12 protein-coding genes are annotated in these 19,976 nt (G+C 47.7%); 9 read left to right on the forward strand and 3 right to left on the reverse strand.

Annotated features, from left to right (window positions below; genetic code table 11):
• Positions 1 to 18: 18 nt before the first annotated feature.
• A complete protein-coding gene (locus BN8899_RS07995; protein WP_065219021.1) occupies positions 19 to 1,194 on the reverse strand; it encodes a FecR family protein in 1,176 nt (391 codons plus the stop codon).
• Positions 1,195 to 1,411: 217 nt separating this feature from the next.
• Between BN8899_RS07995 and BN8899_RS08000 the strand changes: the two genes are divergently transcribed.
• Complete coding sequence (locus tag BN8899_RS08000; RefSeq protein WP_065219022.1) at positions 1,412 to 1,804, forward strand: antitoxin HicB; 393 nt, start codon at positions 1,412 to 1,414, stop codon at positions 1,802 to 1,804.
• A 30-nt stretch (positions 1,805 to 1,834) separates the two neighbouring features.
• On the opposite strand, the gene BN8899_RS08005 is transcribed toward BN8899_RS08000, so the two are convergent.
• On the reverse strand, positions 1,835 to 2,383 hold the full coding sequence (locus BN8899_RS08005; protein WP_065219023.1) for an RNA polymerase sigma factor: 549 nt from the start codon (positions 2,381 to 2,383) through the stop codon (positions 1,835 to 1,837).
• A gap of 114 nt (positions 2,384 to 2,497) precedes the next feature.
• Positions 2,498 to 3,418: a ribosome small subunit-dependent GTPase A gene (gene rsgA / locus BN8899_RS08010; protein WP_018338077.1), complete on the reverse strand. Its 921-nt coding sequence runs from the start codon at positions 3,416 to 3,418 to the stop codon at positions 2,498 to 2,500.
• Between the two features lie 179 nt (positions 3,419 to 3,597).
• Here rsgA and BN8899_RS08015 point away from each other — a divergent pair, with 179 nt between their 5' ends.
• The 8 genes from BN8899_RS08015 to BN8899_RS08050 all read left to right on the forward strand — a co-directional run bounded on the left by BN8899_RS08015 (position 3,598) and on the right by BN8899_RS08050 (position 19,974).
• Complete coding sequence (locus tag BN8899_RS08015) at positions 3,598 to 4,173, forward strand: non-canonical purine NTP diphosphatase (RefSeq protein WP_065219024.1); 576 nt, start codon at positions 3,598 to 3,600, stop codon at positions 4,171 to 4,173.
• 10 nt (positions 4,174 to 4,183) lie between these two features.
• The gene (gene recO / locus BN8899_RS08020) at positions 4,184 to 4,900 is read left to right on the forward strand and encodes a DNA repair protein RecO (protein WP_065219025.1); all 717 of its coding nucleotides are present in this window, start codon (positions 4,184 to 4,186) and stop codon (positions 4,898 to 4,900) included.
• A gap of 321 nt (positions 4,901 to 5,221) precedes the next feature.
• The gene (locus BN8899_RS08025) at positions 5,222 to 6,151 is read left to right on the forward strand and encodes an ABC transporter ATP-binding protein (RefSeq protein ID WP_018338074.1); all 930 of its coding nucleotides are present in this window, start codon (positions 5,222 to 5,224) and stop codon (positions 6,149 to 6,151) included.
• A 20-nt stretch (positions 6,152 to 6,171) separates the two neighbouring features.
• Positions 6,172 to 9,564: a golvesin C-terminal-like domain-containing protein gene (locus BN8899_RS08030; protein WP_148375327.1), complete on the forward strand. Its 3,393-nt coding sequence runs from the start codon at positions 6,172 to 6,174 to the stop codon at positions 9,562 to 9,564.
• A 15-nt stretch (positions 9,565 to 9,579) separates the two neighbouring features.
• Positions 9,580 to 11,052 (forward strand): TolC family protein, encoded by a 1,473-nt coding sequence (locus BN8899_RS08035; protein WP_065219027.1) that lies wholly within the window; start codon positions 9,580 to 9,582, stop codon positions 11,050 to 11,052.
• Positions 11,053 to 11,074: 22 nt separating this feature from the next.
• On the forward strand, positions 11,075 to 12,139 hold the full coding sequence (locus tag BN8899_RS08040) for an efflux RND transporter periplasmic adaptor subunit (RefSeq protein ID WP_018338070.1): 1,065 nt from the start codon (positions 11,075 to 11,077) through the stop codon (positions 12,137 to 12,139).
• 6 nt (positions 12,140 to 12,145) lie between these two features.
• On the forward strand, positions 12,146 to 15,238 hold the full coding sequence (locus tag BN8899_RS08045) for an efflux RND transporter permease subunit (RefSeq protein WP_065219028.1): 3,093 nt from the start codon (positions 12,146 to 12,148) through the stop codon (positions 15,236 to 15,238).
• Entirely contained in the window at positions 15,235 to 19,974 is a 4,740-nt protein-coding gene (locus BN8899_RS08050; RefSeq protein WP_065219029.1) for an efflux RND transporter permease subunit, read from the forward strand. Before BN8899_RS08045 ends, BN8899_RS08050 begins: the two co-directional genes overlap by 4 nt.
• The last annotated feature ends 2 nt before the right edge of the window (positions 19,975 to 19,976 follow it).

A 19,976-nucleotide genomic window follows, 5' to 3' on the forward strand; every position in this document is an offset into this window, starting at 1 on the left:
TTGAATTCTCTCTCTTTTTTACTCTAGTTTCTGAACTTCTATTTTCCCATCGGCATTCATTTTAAATTTAACATCTGCCACTTTACTCAACACGGCAAGAAACACCTCCAGCGTCTCGTCACTCGAAATACTTCCCCGCAGGATAATGTCTTCCCCGGGCAAACTCCCCGTCTCGAAATCCACGTCGTAAGCACGCGAAACGACTTTCAGGACTTCGCTCAATGCCATATTCTCGATACTGATCATCCCATCTTTCCACGCCACCACGTCACTCACGTTTACCTGGCATACTCGCAAGCTATCGACACCAACGCCTAAAACAGACTGTTCCCCCGGGGAAAGCACCACTGCCTCCGTCCCGTGGACAGGGACTACCTTCACCTTCCCGGAGGCAAGCGTCGTCAACTCCGGCTCTGACGGGTAAGCCGACACGTTAAACTTCGTACCCAGCACCGTCACCGCCTGCCGCACCGTTTCCACGACAAACGGACGCGCCGTATCCCGAGCCACCTCGAAAAACGCCTCTCCCGTAACACGCACCCTCCGTTCGCCCCTCGCGAACTTTTCCGGGTATTCCAACCGACTGTCCGAATTTAGCCACACCACGCTACCGTCATTCAGCGATATCCGGTACAACCCGGCCCCCCGGGGGATCGTGATCCTGTCATAAACCAGCACATCCTCTTTTTCTTCCCCCGCGTTCTCCTCCAATTTTTTATCGTACACGACCTTACCGCTGCTGATCGCCACTTGTGCTCCATCCCGCTCCTTGAACTCGATCTCGCGACCGCCCAAGTAATGCTGCCCACCATTTGCCATCTCCAGTATAGCCTTGCGGGCGGGCGAACCGATAGAAGCCATCGTTCTACTCTTGTCAACTGCATCATCCTGCCATAACACCACCGACGACACCACCGCAACCACCACGGCAGCCGCCACCCCGTGCCACAACTTGAACGACCGGCGTCTCGTCCCACCGATACGCCCCCGTATCGAAGAGTACTCCCCCTTGATCAACTGTGCCCGCACAACCTGCCGCATCACGAAATTCTCCCTACGCGCGGCATCAAACACCTCACGATTCTCGTCGCAAGCCTCCTTCCATTCCAGAATTTCCTTCTCTTCCGCGGCAGAAAGTTTGCCATTAAAAAAATCCAACAGCTCGGATTCGGTAATTTGATATTCTCTTTCCATTCTATCATATCAATTTCTTACCCCATAGACCAGAAAAATGACAAAACGGTTGATTCAAATCAGAAAAAAAAATCGGAAAAAATAACTTCTTTATAAATCATAGTAAAAACACGAACAAATCTTTGAATTATATTCATATTTTTACTATATTTGTATCGTAATCAAGCCTGAGACGCCATGAGCTATAAATCAGTAAAAAACGTAATAACGATGCTACATGAAAACGGTAGAAGTAATTGTCGAACATGCAGGAAAGAACTTGAGCGCATATATAGAAGGCGCACCGATCATAATAGTAGGCAATAACATGGCTGAGATCGGAAATAATACCCGTGAAGCTATCGAGTTATATCTTGAAGACAACCCAAATCCGATTGATATTCTTTCTGGAGAATTCGAGTTGAATTTCAAAATAGATGCGGCAACTTTTATCAATTACTATAGTAGTATTTTCACGAAAGCCGCATTAAGCCGAATAACTGGAATAAACGAACGCCAATTATGGCACTATGCAGCCGGAGTACATAAACCTCGCAAACAACAGTTAGAAAAGATACAACAAGGGATAAAAGCTTTGACGAAAGAGTTATCCTCGATCAGCTTACTTTAGTCGTTTTAACGCATTCAACTTTATAAATTTTTATAGACTATCAAACCGGGAAAAACCGGAAAATATCTTCCGCAGCCGTTTTAACGCGTTCACCAGAAGTGTTTTAACCGTGGCAATAGAAATAACAAATTTTTCAGCCGTTTCCCGGTAACTCAACCCGTCTATATACACCGCCCTCAAAACCTCCCTCATGCGCGGGGGCAATTTCTCGATCTCCTCCTCGACAGCCTGCAATATCTCCTCCGTAAGCCAACCCGCGTCGCTCTCGTCCGCCAGCACGGGCAATACCCTGTCCGACTCCCGCAAGACATCCCTCTTTTCCAACAGCTTCAACGCCCTGTTCCTCACTGCCGCGAAAAGGTATCCCCGAAGACTACCCGACGTGATCCTCTCGTAAGCCCGTTTCTCCCAGAAATCCACGAGAAAATCCTGTACCACGTCCTCCGCGGCAGGGATGTCACACAAAAACGTATCCGCCCACAGCACCAACGGTCGATAATAATATTCAAACAAGACCTCCATCCCCCGGTGATCGTGTTCGCCCAAAAAACGACATATCAACTTATCATCAACCTGCATAAATTAAAAAACTCACACGCGTGTATAAATTATTGACCTTTCAAAGTTAAATAAAAGCTTCCAATTTTATAGTAATACGGTTCATAAAATGTATTCCACGCCAAACGAATGATACTATTTTCGGTATTTCTCCTCCCCTTCCTCGAACATACTCACGTAGCTGAAATAACGGCTCTCGCTGATCTCCCCGTCCTCCACGGCTTGAATGACGGCACATCCCGGCTCGTGGATATGGGTACAGTTATAAAAACGGCAATCTCCCGCCCGCTTGAATATCTCCGGGAAATAATGGGATATTTCCGCTTTCTCCATGTGGATCACCCCGAACGCGCGGATACCGGGTGTATCCACGATATAGCCCCCGAAACTCAACGGGAACATCTCCGCGAAAGTCGTCGTGTGCTTCCCCGTGTCGTGGGATTCCGAAATCTCCGCCACTTTCAGTTGCAATCCCGGTTCCACCCGGTTGATTAACGAGGATTTCCCCACGCCCGACAGACCGGAAAAGACGGTCACTTTATCTTTCAACGCCGCCACCACATCTTCCATACCCTCTCCCGTCAGCGAAGAAACATGCAAACACTCGTATCCCGCCTCCATGTACACTCGCGTCAAGGCTCCCAACATCATCAGATCGTCCTCGCCGTACAAATCAATCTTGTTGAACACGAGCACAGCAGGAATCCGGTACGCCTCCACCGAGGCTAGAAAACGATCGATAAAGACGGTAGACGTCACGGGATGATTCACCGTCACCACTAGCATCGCCTGGTCGACATTCGCCGCTATAATATGCGCCTCTTTCGACAGGTTGGTCGATTTGCGGATGATGTAATTCTTCCGATCCTCTATCCGGCTAATCACGGCTCCATCGGGATTCACCACTACTTCCACGACATCACCCACCGCAACAGGATTCGTGGTCTTGATTCCCTTCATCCTGAACTTTCCTTTCATCCGACATTCCAGTATCTCACCCGATTCTACCCGCACGGAATACCAGCTTCCGGTAGACTTGAAGACAATCCCTTTCATTCGTTTTCAATTTACAGTTTAAAACTTGCTTCCAGATATCCCGTAACGAACATACCCGGAACACGTTATCAGACTGCAAATATATCTAATTTAACGTGAGTCCGGTGTATCCGTTAGCGGAGAAATTTGCAAAGACCATCTATTTCGCTAATTTTGCCGTACACGAATTTTAGACAAAGATGAAATTAGTTTTCGCGACCAACAACACGCACAAGCTGGAAGAAATTCGGGAGATGCTGGGCTCCCGGCACGAGATCGTTTCCCTGAAAGACATTCAATGCCACGAGGATATCCCGGAAGAACAAGATACACTGGAAGGAAACGCCTTGCAAAAAGCCAGGTATATCCACGACAAATACGGGCTTGATTGTTTTGCCGACGACACGGGTCTGGAAATAGAGGCTCTCGGGAATGCTCCCGGCGTCTACTCGGCACGCTACGCCGGCACCGCCCATGACTCGGAAGCGAATATGCGCAAGGTACTCCGGGAGATGGAAGGTACGGCGAACCGCAAAGCCCGGTTCCGGACGGTGATCGCCCTTATCCTCGACAACCGGGAATACCTTTTCGAGGGCATCGTCGACGGGGAAATCCTCACCGAAAAACACGGGCACGAGGGATTCGGCTATGACCCGATATTCCGTCCCGACGGGTTCATGGAGAGTTTCGCGGAGATGCCCCCGCACGCCAAGAACGAGATCAGCCACCGGGGGAGAGCCGTGCAGAGATTATGCCAGTTCCTGAACGAGCGGTAAACCCCACCCCATGCAAACGGTCAAAGCGGTCATATTGAAAAGCCTTCCTTACTCCGAGCAGCAACAAATCATGCACGCCTACTCGGCAGAACGGGGGTATATGCAATTTATCACCCCCATGGCGCTTTTCAAGCGGAAGAACAACCACGCCGTGCAATGTATGCAGATCGTCGAGATCGAATATTACCCCAACGAGCGAGGCGGGCTTCACAAATTGAAAAGCGTATCTTCCCTCGTGAACACGTCCTCCATTTATTTCGACGTGTACAAGATGAACATCGCCCTGCTGTGGGGTGAAATCCTCGACCTCACGCTGCGGCATTCCGACCCGAACGAAGCATTGTTCGAATACATCAGGTACTCCGTGGAATACCTCAATACTTCACGGGAAGATATTGCCAACTTCAACCTGCTGTTCCTCTTCCGGCTTAGCAAACTGATGGGTTTTGGCATCGACAACGATTCTTATCGCCCAGACCACGTTTTCAACATCAACGACGGATGTTTCTATCCCACGAGTACGCCCGAGAACTACTGCACGGGACCACATTCCGCCAAGATCATACACGAACTTTGCACCACCCCGCTGGATTCCCTCAAAAACATCCCCCTCAACCAACAAAGCCGAAAAATTCTTCTCGACATTGCCCTGCTCTTTCTCGGTTTCCACCTGAACTTAGATTTCAACACGAAAAGCATCCGGGTGATCCGGGAAATATTCTCGTAGACAAAATTCCCGTATTCATCGACATTCCTGCCTTTTTTACTTAAATAACTTGCTAACAAACCGTTGTTGCATATATTCACGAAAACAAATAAATAGCCTTATATGAAAAATTTAATACTTCCCCTGAATGCCCATGGGCAATACTTTTATCCAAAATAACACAAAAGAAGGCATACCGGGCGGGTTTTGTTAATATTTTGTTAAAAAAATAAACCTTTTTAAGCAAAACAGGTCTTATTCGGACATTCATATTTCACATTTTATTAACATACATTCCTACTTATTATGCATAGATTTATACCAACCTAAAATACCAATGTTATGCGTATCAAAATTGTAAATCTAAACAAAGTTTACCCGGGAGGTAAAAAAGCCTTAAAAGATTTGAATCTTGAAATCGAACCGGGAATGTTTGGTCTGTTGGGACCGAATGGAGCAGGAAAAACCACCCTGATGCGAATCATGACGCTTTTGCAGAGCAGCACATCCGGGACAATCTTTTTTGACGACTATGACATCGCGAAAGACAGGAAGGCGATTCGCTCCATGCTGGGCTATCTCCCGCAGGACTTCCGCTTCTTCGAGAAGTTGAAGACATGGGAATTCCTGGATTACGGGGCAGGCCTTGCCGGAATCAAAGGCAAACAACACCGCGGCGAAGTGGTAGACGAAATGCTACGCAAAGTTGGATTGTTTGAAGTACGCGACCGCTGGGCAAACAAATTGTCCGGGGGTATGAAAAGACGGTTGGGGATTGCACAAGCAATTATCGGTAACCCGAAAGTAATCATTGTCGACGAGCCGACGACAGGTCTTGACCCGGAGGAAAGAATCCGGTTCCGGAACATCCTCTCGGATATCAGCGACAAGGATTCCATCATCATCCTTTCCACCCATATCGTGGGAGATATTTCCAGTACTTGTAAGAAATTGGCTCTCCTGAACCGGGGCGAGTTGAAATTCGAGGGTTCGCCCGACGAGATGATCGACTTGGCAAGAGGAAAAGTGTGGGAAATTTTCGTGACCGACCAAGAATACGAGGACATCAAGGAGAAATACCCGATTATCTCGACCATCCCGACAGACGGAGGACTAGAGATTCAGGTCGTGGCTGAAAACATCGAGGAATACTCGCACAAAGCCATCGAACCGAATCTTGAACACGCCTACGTTTACTACATGGACTACCTGCTGAAAGACAAGATGAATATGCAGGTGGAAGCTATCCAAGAAAATGAATTGTTCAAGTAAACTTATAGCTAAAATCAGCGATGAATATTCACAATATTAGCACTATATCAAGATACGAAACCAAACTATTGCGCCGGAGCTGGTTATTCCGGATCTTTGCCGTTTTATCCCTTTTAATCATTGTCTTCTTCCAAATCAGCCTGCAATCGAACATTTTCGGCTGGTACAGGTGGAGCATGATCGCCATGCCCTCGTCGATCCCGTTTGTCAACATCTATCTTTTCAATATTGCCCAGTCCATCATAGCCATATTCCTGGCGGGCAGTTTCCTGAAAAGAGACCAGAAACTCGACACGGCGGAAGTGATCTACGTGCGCCCGATGAGCAACGCGGACTATATCGTCGGGAAGACGTGGGGGATTATCCGGGTATTCGTGTCGCTAAACATTATTGCGTTAGTCATCGCTGGTTTTATACACGTCTTCGCGAGTGATTCTCCATTCGCCTTTTTCCCTTATATTTTCTACTTGCTCACCTTATCCATCCCGTCACTGGTATTTATTCTCGGTCTGTCCTTCGTGCTCATGAGTCTTGTGCGCAACCAGGCTGTGACATTTATCATCATGTTGGGATTCATCGGGGGCACACTCCTGTACCTGGGAGGCGTGGAACAAGGCACTTTTGACTTTTTCGCGCTTACCGTGCCGAATATGTTCTCGGAAGTTCTCGGGCACACGAACCTGACTCCTTATCTCACGCAGCGTTTCACGTTCCTGTTCGTGGGGATGGGATTGCTTTCTTTCACGATAGCCATGGTCAACCGCCTTCCCCTGCACCCCAGGAAGAACATTTTGCTCAACGGGGTCGGGTGCATAATCACCATCGTGGGATTGGGATGCGGATACCTTTATTATTCCACGTACCACCACATCGACAACCAAAGACACTTGTATTCCGAGAAATACCAAAAGTACAATACCTCGGACAAGGTCAACCTGCTGAACGAGAATATCACGTATTCTCAAAACAGCAAAGAAATTATGGTCACGGCTGAGTTGACCGTGCAGAACCGGAATCACAAAACGATCAACACGGTGTTGTTGTACCTGAACCCGTCGCTGAAAGTCGAGAAGTTGACAAGCAAAGGCGAAGACGTTTCGTTCGAACGGGACGCCCAGGTGATCGTGGCAGATTACAAACTTCGCCCGTATGAAATAGCCGAGTTTCAAATCAGCTACAAAGGCACGATAGACGAAAATATTTGTTACCTGGATATCACGGACGAAGAATATTATGACACACAAAACGGGAATAGTATTCTTCGTTTCGGTAAAAACTACGCTTACGTGCTCGACAAATTCACCTTGCTGACGCCGGAGTGCCTCTGGTACCCGACGACATTCCCTCCCGTGAACCCGGAGGCACCCTATAATATAAGGAAGAATTTTGCCTCCTTCTCGCTGAAAGTGTACAACCCGGAGGAACGTACTGTTCTTTCCCAAGGGACTTTCTCGCAAACAGGCGATACTACCTCGTTCGCCAATGTAGACCCGTTACTGGGAATCAGCTTGGCAATCGGGGATTACGAGAAGAAAAGCATCACGGTTGATTCCGTGCAAATCGAATTATATAACTTTAAAGGGCACGACTATTTCTCGAAAGAATTTCCAAACGTATCAGACACGCTGGCAGATTTCCTTTTGGATATAAAGACAGAGTACGAGATGCGCAAGGGACGCAAATACCCGTTCTCCAAATTCGTGCTGGCGGAAACACCCGTTTCCTATGCCGGGTACGTGCGGAACTGGAAAGGCAACAGCGAACAGTTGCAACCGGAAATCGTGTTTTTGCCGGAGCTTGCCGCCACTCTACCGCGCAGTGATTTCAAGGCATCCATAAAAAGAATGAAAGAATGGTCCCGCAACGACCCGCGGGGAGGCATGACGGAAGATGTTGACTTTGAAATGAACACCATCCGGGATTTTATACGCAGTGTATTCCAATCTGAAGAAACTTACCAGGAAGAAGGCAATTCCTTCGTCAATATGTTTACCAGTGGATGGTCGGGTACTTCCAAACTGAACAAATACGATATTTCGTCCATGTACTTCAATTACGCGAATTCTATCTATTCGCAGGACTTCCCGATCATAGACATCGTGATAAACACCATGTTGAAACAGGAAGAGTCGAATCCCATGCGGAGATGGTGGCGGATGTTCTCGGGCATGGGCGACAGCCAGAGAGCCTCGGCATACCTGAACGGGAAGAGTTTTGAACAAGCCGTACTGGACAACTCGCTTTCCACGGAAGTCTTCTACGAAATGATGAAATTGAAAGGGTTGTACCTGCGGAATTACATTACTTCCCGGATTTCATCGGAAGATTTCACGAAATTCATGTCCGACTTTTCGAAAAAATACAAATTCCAGGAGGTCAACTTCACCCGCCTGAACAACGAGTTTATCCGTAAATTCCATTTCAACCTGATGGACTTCATCCCCAGCTGGTACACGATAAACACGACACCTCTATTCATCGTGAAACGAATCGACGCGGACGAGGTAACCATAGACGAGTACACGAAATACATGGTACATTTCCAAGTCTACAACCCGACGAACGTGGACGGGATTATCTCCGTCAATGTCGAGCAAGGTGGTTTCCGAGGGGGTCCCAGAGGAGGAGGAGGCAGAGGACGTGCCGCCCAGATGAAAGCCAACCCGCCCAAGAACTTCGTGATCGGGGCAAGGAGCTACAAACAAATTAAAATACTTTGTGACGACCGCCCGAGCAACCTGACAATCAACACGAATATCGCCCAGAATCTACCGAGCGACATCATGTACAATTTCCCAAAGGTTACGACCACGACTACCGACACGACTACCGGGATTTTCGAGGGTAGTTCTGCTGCCTTCGCCTTCAACCCGAAAGAAATCATCGTGGATAACGAGGACAAGGGATTCCGTGTCATCGAATCGAACCAAAAGAATACCTTGCAGTCCTTATTTAAAAAGGAAGACGAGGATAAATATAAAAACTTGAATTTCTGGTCACCCCCAAGCAAATGGACTGCCACAGTCGGAACAAATTACTACGGGGACTACATCAATAGCGCCATGTACAAGAAATCGGGAAGTGGAAACAACCAGGCGGAATGGAACACGCAAATTCAAATCCCCGGTTTCTACGAAGTTTTCGTCTACAATTCGGCGAACATGGACAGGATGATGTGGAGGCAAGGCGAACAACCCAAAAAATACCAATATTATATTGTAAAACACGATGACGGCGAAGAGGAAGTATCCATCGAAACAGGAGGCAGAAGCCCCAGCGGATGGGTATCCCTGGGCAGTTTCTATTTCTCCAAGGGAGATACGAAAGTGACCCTAAGCGACAAAGGCTCGGAACCTCGCCAATTCATCATTGCCGACGCTATAAAATGGGTTTACACGAGTAATAACAAATAACAACAATAACAGTTTATGAAAACACGTACGTCATTATCGTTGATCATTTCCGGGATCTTGCTAATTCTCTCGGGAACAACGTCCGCTCAAGAGATTTTGACGCTGGAAAAGGCTTTGGAGATCGCTTATCAACAGAGCCCATCTATCATCCAAAGCAAAATGAGCCTACAACAGAGCGAACTCGCCCTCATCCAGCAGAAAGCATCGTTAAAGTCGCAATTCAGCCTGAATCTAAATCCATTTCAATACACGAGAAGTACCTCTTTTGATGATTATAACACAAAATGGTACACGCAAAAATCGATGAGTTCCGGGGGGGATTTTAGAATTTCCCAGCCTATAAAATGGACAGATGGAACGATATCACTTAGTAATTCTTTCAATTGGCAAGACAACGATAATCAATCCTTCGGGAATAAAAGTACGTCTTTCACGAACAATCTTAGCCTCCAACTGGAACAACCGATATTCACGTACAACAAGACGAAAATCCGATTGAAAACATTGGAATTCAACTTGGAAAAAGCGAAAATCCAGTATGCTTTAGCGCGATTGAATATTGAAAAAAATGTAACCGCCGCATTTTATGGCGTTTACCAGGCATATCAACGTCTTGTCACTGCCCGGGATGCCTTCCAAAGTCAAAAAGAAACTTATGAAATGGTCAAAAATAAAGTCGGACAAGGACTTATCCCTCAAGAAGAATTATTTCAAGCAGAAGTTACTCTCGCATCCAACGAGAATTCTCTAGCAGATACGGAAATGTCCTACGAAAACACGAAAGACCAATTCAAACAAACCTTGGGTTTACCATTAGATATAGATATAAGCATATTGCCTGATATTCAGATCGAAACTGTTAACATTGATCCGAACTTAGCTGTAAAATACGCACTAGACCAAAGACTAGAGATCCGGAATCAACAAATTGCTATTGAAGAAGGTATATTCAACTTGATTGAAGCCAAGGATAATAATAAATTTAAAGGTAGCATCTCGGCCAGAATAGGACTAGTGGGACAAGGCGGTAAATTTAAGGGTGCTTTTTCAAAACCTGACGACAACGAAACTGTCGGGGTCACGTTGACGGTTCCCATCTTCGACTGGGGTGCCCGCAAAGCAAACATACGAAGCACGGAACTAGCCAATGAAAGCACAGAAATCAGTAACGAAGAAGAAAGAAAATCCATCACTCTTGATATTCGCCAATTATGCCGGGAACTGCCTAAACTTTTAAGACAAATCGAGATTGCCCGCCAAACAGTTAAAAACGCGGAAAGGACATACGATATTAATGTGGAAAAATACCGGAGCGGTTCTCTGTCGGGAATGGAATTAAAAAATCAACAAACACAGCTCACCGATGCCAAAAACGCTCTCACGGATGCTATTATATCTTATAAACTAAGATTACTGGATTTGAAAATCCAAACCTTGTGGGATTTTAAAACCAATACCTCTTATTTACCCGTGGATTTGCTAAAATAAAAACATCAAAAATATAACGACTATGGCTACAAATAAATCAATAAAATATATCGGGTTCATTTTACTCGCTTTTTCTCTAAACGCCTGTAACGAACAACGCTCGAGTTCTTCTTCCGAAACGACAACTCCGGTCTGGCTATCGGAAGTCGGTCGACGCAATATCAGGGAATTGACCACCACCACGGGAACGGCAAAAGCCAGTAAAACCGTGGAACTAAAATCAGAGATCATCGGGAAATATGAACTACAGACGAACCCCAAGACCCAACGTCCCTACAAATTGGGTGATGTTGTCGAGGCGGGAACTGTTATCATTAAGTTGAACAATAAAGAACACGAGAACGGCGTATCGATGCAAACCAAAAAAATGCAAGTCGACATTGCAAAAAAAGAATGGGAAGGACAAAAAGCCGTGTACGATAAAGGAGGAGCAACCGAAAAAGACGTGTTAAACGCCGAAAGCAGTTATATCCAAGCACAAGCCGCGATAGAAACCGCGAACACGGAACTGGAGAAAATGAATATTAGAGCCCCGTTCAAGGGCGTGATCGTTTCCCTCCCGTACTTCACGCCGGGAGTTGATGTTGCTTCCGGGGAAACCATGGTCGGCTTGATGGACTACAGCCAGATGTACATGGAAATCGCTCTCCCGGAAAACGCCATCGAGAAAGTGAAAGTCGGACAAAAAGTACTCGTGACAAACTACAATATAAAATCAGATACCCTATCCGGAATCGTATCGCAATTATCCCCGGCTATCAACGAGGAAACCCGTACATTCTCCGGATACATCACCATAACCAACCCGGAGCTGAAATTACGTCCCGGAATGTTCGCCAAAGGTGAGATTATTACTTTGCAAAAAGACTCCGTACTGTTTATTCCCAAGGACATCGTCAACGCCCGCCGGGGAGCACGCAACGTGTTCACGGTGGAACAAAATCGTGCCATGGAGAAATACATCACGACAGGCATCAGCGACGACCGCTACATCGAGGTCGTGGAAGGCTTGAACGAAGGGGACAAGATCGTGGTCAAAGGACACGAATTCTTGAGAAACAGAGGCAAAGTAAAAATCATGAAATAAAACGAGATGAACAGTATCACCAAATTTGCAGTAAAATACCCGGTGAGCGTGCTAATGCTCACGCTGGCGGTATGCTTACTGGGTACGATATCCTATAATAAACTAGGGACAGACCTTTTCCCCGACCTGAAGAATCCCGCCCTTTACGTGGAAGTAAAAAGCGGGCAAAGACCACCGGAAGAAGTTGAAAAACTCGTCGCGCAAGACGTCGAATCCACGGCGGCACGGCAACAAGGCGTGCAAAGCGTGTACAGCATCAGCAGGGTAGGTTACTCCAAGATCACGGTCGAATACGGTTGGGACCAGGATATGGACGCAGCCTTCTTGGACTTACAACGTGCGCTCTCCTCGTTATCCCAAAGAGATAATATCGACGAGGTGAACGTCACCCGTTACGATGCCAACGCCAGCCCGATCATGACCATTGCCCTCTCGCACAACGAGATCAAGGACATGAACGAATTGCGCAAAATTGCCGAGAACTATATGCGGAACGAGCTTGTGCGCGTGGACGGTATCGCCGACATACAACTGAGCGGACAGGAAAAAGCGATTGTAGAAATATCCACGGATGCTTATATGCTGGAAGCCTTCGGACTAACGGCTGACGGGATTGCCTCTCAAATCACCTCGTTGAACCAGAACGTGTCCGGGGGAACCATCACGGACAACGACATTCAATACACGGTGAAAGGGGTTAACCTCATCAACAGTATCGAAGACATCGAAAACATCATCGTCGCTTTCAAGGAAAACACGACCTCATCTTCCGGCAGTTCCTCCACGCAATCCACCACTGGATCAAGCAAACCGAAAGCGCCCATCTACCTGAAAGACGTTGCCACGGTAAGCATTCGTAACCAGGAGCCCGAAAATATCGCCCGTTACAACGGGGAACGTTGCCTAGGCATCAGCATTTACAAGGAAAACAAATACAATACCGTCGACGCAGTCGATAACCTGATCACGAAACTCGATGATTTCCAAAAGAGTCTGCCGGGATACGAATTTCACGTGATCAGCAACCAGGGTGACTTCATCGGAAGTTCCATCAACGAGGTAAAAGATTCGGCATTAATGGGTATCCTGCTTGCCGTGATTATCCTTTATCTATTCCTGCGACGGGTGAACATGACTCTTATCGTGAGTGTTTCCATCCCGATTTCCATTATTGCCACGTTCAACCTGATGTATTTCAACGGGCTGTCCATAAACATCATGACACTGGGAGGACTCGCGCTGGGAGCGGGAATGCTCGTGGATAACGCCATCGTGGTCATGGAAAACATTTTCCGAAACATGGAAGAGAACCATCTCTCGCCGACGGAAGCGGCAGTACGCGGGACATCGGAGGTTGCCGGGGCTATCACAGCCTCCACGTTGACAACCATCGTGGTTTTCCTCCCAATCGTCTACTTGCAGGGAGCAGCGGGCGAATTATTCAAGGAACAGGCATGGACGGTCAGCTTCTCGCTACTCTCTTCGCTTTTCGTTTCCATTTTATTCATTCCCATGCTGGTATCAAAATTCTTGCGCAAAAAAGACAGCGTGAAAAGCCATGCCATCACGATAAAAGGCTTCGGCAACTTCGTGGGACGGGTATTGAAAGTAAAATACGCCATTATAATAGCCGCCTTGATTTTAATGGTAATATCTTACATGATGCTTCCATTTATCGGGATGGAGTTTATGCCAAAAGCCGAATCCAAAGACTTCTCGGTACTAATCACCATGGAACCGGGCACCCGGCTTAAAAGCACGGACAATGCCGTGGCAACCATAGAAGAAGCCGCACGCACCTTAGGCGGGGAAGACATCGAATGGATTTACACCCAAGTCGGTCCTTCCAACCTAGAAAGCAATAGTGGCGGAAAACTGGAAAATGACAACCAGGCACAAGTTACCGTGAAGATCAAGAAAGACTCTAAACTGGATGCCGATTATTTCATCACGAACATAAACGAAAATTATCAACTCCCTGAAGGTGTTGAAATCTCCTACGAAAAAGGAGAATCCGCCCTCCAGAGCATACTCGGCACGGAAGGGGCTCCCCTCGTGATCGAAGTCAAGGGAGAAGAATTAAGCGAGTTGAACCAACTATGCTCGTCCATTAAAGAAAAAATCTCGGGCATCCCCGGAATCTATGACATTAAAACCTCCATGGAGCAAGGCGCACCCGAGGTAAATGTTAAAATCGACCGTCTGAAAAGCGGTATTTACGGCATTAACCTCTCCGATGTCACTACCCAGATAAGTGATAAACTGAATGGTAAAGATGCCGGAACTTACGAGAACAAGGGAGAAACGATAGACATCAGTATCAAAGTTCCCGAGGTTTCCCTTGCCGAAATCGAACAGATTGAAATCATACAAGGAGAGAAGAAATACCGCCTCGGTGAAATAGCCGACATCGAGATCACCTCCGCACCCCGGGAAATTAACCGGGTAAATCAAAGCCGTACCGGAATGATCACGGCTATGATAGAGAAAGAGTACACCTTGAGCCATATCACACCTGCCGTGCGTGCAAAACTGGCTGAAGTCGAATTCCCGGCAAAATACACGGCAAAGATCACCGGGGAAGAAGAGAAAAGACAGGAATCCTTCGGAGGACTAGGTTTCGCGTTATTCCTGTCCATCCTGTTGGTTTACATGGTGATGGCAGCACAATTTGAATCCCTGCGCCACCCGTTCACCATCCTGCTGACCATCCCGTTGGCGGGAGTAGGCTGCGTGTGGGCATTCCTCCTCACGGGACAAACGCTCAACATGATGGCATTTATCGGAATCATTATGCTTGCCGGTATTGCCGTGAATAGCTCTATTATACTCGTGGATGCAATCAACCGCCTGAAAGCGGAAGGTCACCCGCTGGAAGAATCCATCAAGATGGCAGCCCAACACCGAGTGCGCCCGATCATCATGACCAGTGCCACCACCATACTGGCATTGCTTCCCATGTGTTTCGGGTTCGGCGAAGGAGCCTCGCTCCGTTCTCCCATGGCACTCGCGGTGATCGGGGGGCTTTTGACCTCTACTATTATGACCTTGATCGTTATTCCGTGCGTGTATTACATTATTGATAGAAAGAAGTCATGAAGACCATTATAAAAAGAAGAGTTCTCATCTCGATGTTATTCCTCGGGCTGGTTCTTATGGGAATCTTCTCCCAGAAGCATCTCCCCATGGAAATATTCCCCAACGCCGAACTGCCGATGTTGGGGGTAAGCATCAGTACGCGCTCGAACATTGAACTCGATCCCACCTACGTTGAAAATCATGTCGCCATACCGGTAGAAGGAGCTATCAGTTCGCTCAACGGGGTGGAAAAAATAGAAACTTACATCCGTTCGTCAGGAGTAAGTATCAGGATTTCGATGAAACAGGACGTCGACCTGAAATACGCTTTCCTGCAACTGGAACAAAAGATAAAAAGTATCTCCCAGAACATACCCGAAGAATTCACCTGCACGGTAAGCAAAGCCTCTACAAGTTCGGCAACCGACAATTTCATGCAGTTGCAAATCCTCGGGGAAGACGACGTGGACTACGTCCGCAACATCGTGGACAAGGATATTTTGCCTTATCTCGAAACCATTGACGGCGTGGCGGAGGCTCGTATTTCCGGTGGTCGCCAGAAAAGTATCGAGATCATCATCGACCTGGAAAGGTGCAAAGCGTTGAATCTCACGCCCTCCTCGATCGGGAGCAAAATATCCGCCAACCTGGCAGAGAAACAGTTCGCCGGTTCCGTGTACAACGACAACAAGCGTTATTTTGTCAACGTGACTGCCGAATACCTTGCCACCGAAGACCTGGGAAGCATTGTTGTAGCCGAGGGTCCCATCCAGTTAAAAGACATCGCGGATATTCATTTCGGCGTAAAGGAGGAAGATTCCTATTCACGTGTAAACGGGAAAGAAGTCGTTACCTGCCAGCTTTACAAATCGCCATTGACCAACGTGATCGAACTGTCCAAAAAAGTACGGGCTGAAATCGACCGTCTGAACGGAGAGATTGCATCCAAAGGCATCAGCATTGACATTCAGGAAGACCAGGCAGAAATCATGAGCCAAAATATTGACGAGATCGTTGATCTCGCCATATCGGGAGCTTTTCTGGCAATCTTCGTTCTGTTCCTGTTCCTGCGCAAGATACATATAGTATCTATCGTCGCTTTCGCCATACCGATTTCCGTGTTCTCATCATTCTACTTCTTCTACCTTTTCGGTATCACGATCAACACGCTTACCCTCACCGGTATCGCACTTGCCGTGGGAATGCTGCTAGACAACTCGATTGTCGTGATGGAGAACATCTATCGGCTGAAAGCCTCGGGCATGCCCACGGATGAAGCCTGCGTGCGAGGCACCACGGAAGTATGGAAAGCCGTCCTTGCCGCCACGATAACGACCATCATGGTATTCCTTCCCTTTCTTTTTGCCGAACACTACGAGATAAAACTCATCGGGGAACACATCGGGGTATCTATCATTTCCACTCTGACGATATCACTCGTCGTGGCTCTGTTATTAATCCCGATGGCAATAAACGCTATTTTAAAAAGAAAACCGGATGACGTTAACTTCAGCAAGTTGTCATTACACAACCGCCTCGTACAGATCTACGTGGCTATATTGAAAATGTCACTTCGCCGCCCGGCACAAGTTATCATCGCCTCGCTCATTGTACTTCTGGTTACGGTGGTATTATCCACTTCGTTAACCTTAAATACCCTCCGGGAAATTCACACGAACACGTTCGAGGTATATATTACTCCCCCGACGGGATACACGTTACAGAGAATAGACGATATGATTCGCCTGTTTGAAGACGAATTGAAAGAGGTTCCCGAAATCGAGTATTTCACGTCCAACGTCCGCGAGGAGGAAGATAGCCGCCTTACCATCCGGTTGAAAGATGACTTTGAAAAAATCAACAAAAAGTCCATTCCGCAGCTCAAGGACGAAGTCCTGAAACTTGCCAATAAAGTAAATATCACCCAGATCAGCCTCGAGGCAACCGAAAGTGCCGAGAGAGGTGCCGGCGGCGGAAATATGCTCGGCAACGCCTCATTGCTCCGCATGATGGGAATCGGGAGCCAAAGCGAGCGAGTGGTTATCAAGGGACAGGATTTCGAGGCAATGACCAACTTTGCCGAATACCTCAAGTACCAGTTTGAAGACCTCGACAATATTTCCTATTCCAGTGTCAGCGCACAAGCTGGAAGTTCCGTGGCAAAGATGTTCTTCGATCAATACTTGATGGGTGTAAACGAAGTTACCCCTAACAACGTGAGCAGCGAACTACGTAATTTCGGACCGGAAAGTAAAACCGAAACAAAATACAAAGCGGGAGATGAAGAATACGATATCATCATCCGCGATGCCACTTATGACGAAAAGGACAAAACGACCCAAACCCGTACACTCGAAGACTTGCGTAATATGCAAGTCACAAACAGCAAACAGGGCTTGGTAGAATTGCGTAATTTCAGCCGCATCAGCCTCGGACGGGACAAGGGGAACATCACCCGCATCAACCAGGAGAAAGAAGTTAATCTCTATTACGCCTTCAACTCGGACATCAACGAATCGAAACCGATGCTCGAGGCGGCACGGGAAGAAATTGACGAACTGGTGCAAGGTCTGGATGTCCCTGCCGGTATAGCCGTACAGGTCATCCACGAGGAAAACGAAATGGATGATTTCACCTTCCTTATCCTCGCGGCATTCGTTCTTATCTACATGATTCTTGCCTCCGTGTTTGAATCGGTGACTGCCCCCATCGTGCTGATGTTCACCATTCCGCTGGCAGCAATCGGCTCCTTGCTTGCCCTGCTATTCACAAGCAACCCGTTGATGAATGCCAACGTCTTTGTCGGGTTTATTATCCTGATCGGTATCGTGGTAAACAACAGTATTATCCTTATCGATTATACCTCATTGTTACGCCGCACGGGCAACCGGAAACAAAGGGCTATTATCACCGCCGGCTTATCCCGCCTGCGACCGATCCTGATCACGGCAATCACGACTATCGTTGCCATGGTCCCGTTGGCTCTTGGCACGGGCGAATACGTGTCCGGACTGGGAGCCCCGTTCGCTATCACCGTGATCGGCGGACTCACCATGAGTACCCTGCTGACACTGGTCATTATCCCTACCCTCTACTCGGGTATGGAAGACGCACTCGCCCGCCTGCGTACTCAAAGCTGGATGATGAAGGTGATACAAATCGTTTTAACCGTCGTGGCGCTTACCTGTGTCTACTTCTGGACATACACGGTACTCGACCGGATACTTTATCTCATCCTGAGTGTTATCCTGGTTCCGGGAATCACGTGGTTCCTGGAGGATAGTTTCCGCCGGGCGCAAAGCAATATCATTCCTGCCGACGAAGAACTGGAAATCAAGATAAGTAACCTCGTGAAGATATACGGTCGTCCCTCCCGTTTCGAGCGGGAATGGACTTCCGGGCTTAAAATCAGGGAACGCTTAGGCTTGAAAGAACTGTACAGGGAATGGAAAGACCTGCAACCCTTGATATGGTCAGTCCCCATCCTTGGCTTCATGTATTACTTCACGTTCAGCTACCAAGTACTATTCCTGTGGGCAGTTATCTTTGCCTTTATCTCGTGGATGATGACCTTGGGCGTCATAAACATCATCCGTGATTTCTGCGAAAACCGCGGGTGGGCTATCGCGGCTAAGGTATTGCGTATTGTCGCTATAACGGTCTACTACGCTGGACCTGTAACCATATTGGTTTGGTCGAACAAGAAATTCGACAACAGCGGGGGAGCCATTTTCCTCGGGATGTTCTGGTATATCGGTATCGCGGCACGCTACCTGTCCAGCAAGATCAACAAGGAGAATATCAATATCGACCTGATCGACGGCCGTTTCCGGATGCTGAAGAAAACCATCTTCCGGATGGCTTCCAAAGCCCCGTTCATCGGCGTGAAGAAGAAACCGTTCAAGGCGTTGAGTTCCGTTTCCATGGACATCCGTACCGGAATGTTCGGGCTGCTCGGTCCCAACGGGGCGGGTAAAACCACGCTGATGCGTATCATCTGTGGCGTTTTCGAGCAAAGCTACGGTAAAATCTTTATCAATGGCATCGACACCCAGAAGAAGCGGGAAGAATTGCAAGGCTTGATCGGTTACCTGCCACAGGAATTCGGCACTTACGAGAACCTCACGGCATGGGAATTTTTGGAGTACCAAGCTCTGCTGAAAGGTATCTACAATAAACGGGTACGCCAGAACCGGATTGCCGAGGTGCTTTCCGCCGTCCACATGTACGAGAACAAAGACAAGAAAATCGGGGGCTTCTCCGGCGGTATGAAACAACGTATCGGTATCGCCCAAACGTTGCTCAACCTACCCCGAATCCTCGTGGTAGACGAACCTACTGCCGGTCTTGACCCGCGGGAAAGAATCCGCTTCCGTAACCTGCTCGTGGAATTGTCACGCAACCGGATCGTGATCTTCTCCACCCACATTATCGAGGATATTGCCAGCTCTTGTAACCAAGTGGGCGTTATCAACAAAGGTGAACTGAAATACCACGGTACCCCCTCCGACATGGCAAATATCGCCAAGGACGTCACGTGGACTTTCGAAGTGCCGGTACGGGATTTTGCCAAACTCCCCTCCGACCTGCTTATCGTTCACCACATCCGCCAGGGCGACATCATCAAAGTACGCTGCCTCAGCGAGCAAAAGCCCGCCGAGAACGCCGAACGGATACTCCCCGCCCTGGAAGACTCTTACTTGTGGCTGTTGAGAACCGTCAAGATAGAGAACAAGGAACAAATTATAACACAATAAAC

The organism is Butyricimonas sp. Marseille-P2440 (assembly GCF_900091675.1).
GTDB classification, from domain to species: domain Bacteria; phylum Bacteroidota; class Bacteroidia; order Bacteroidales; family Marinifilaceae; genus Butyricimonas; species Butyricimonas synergistica.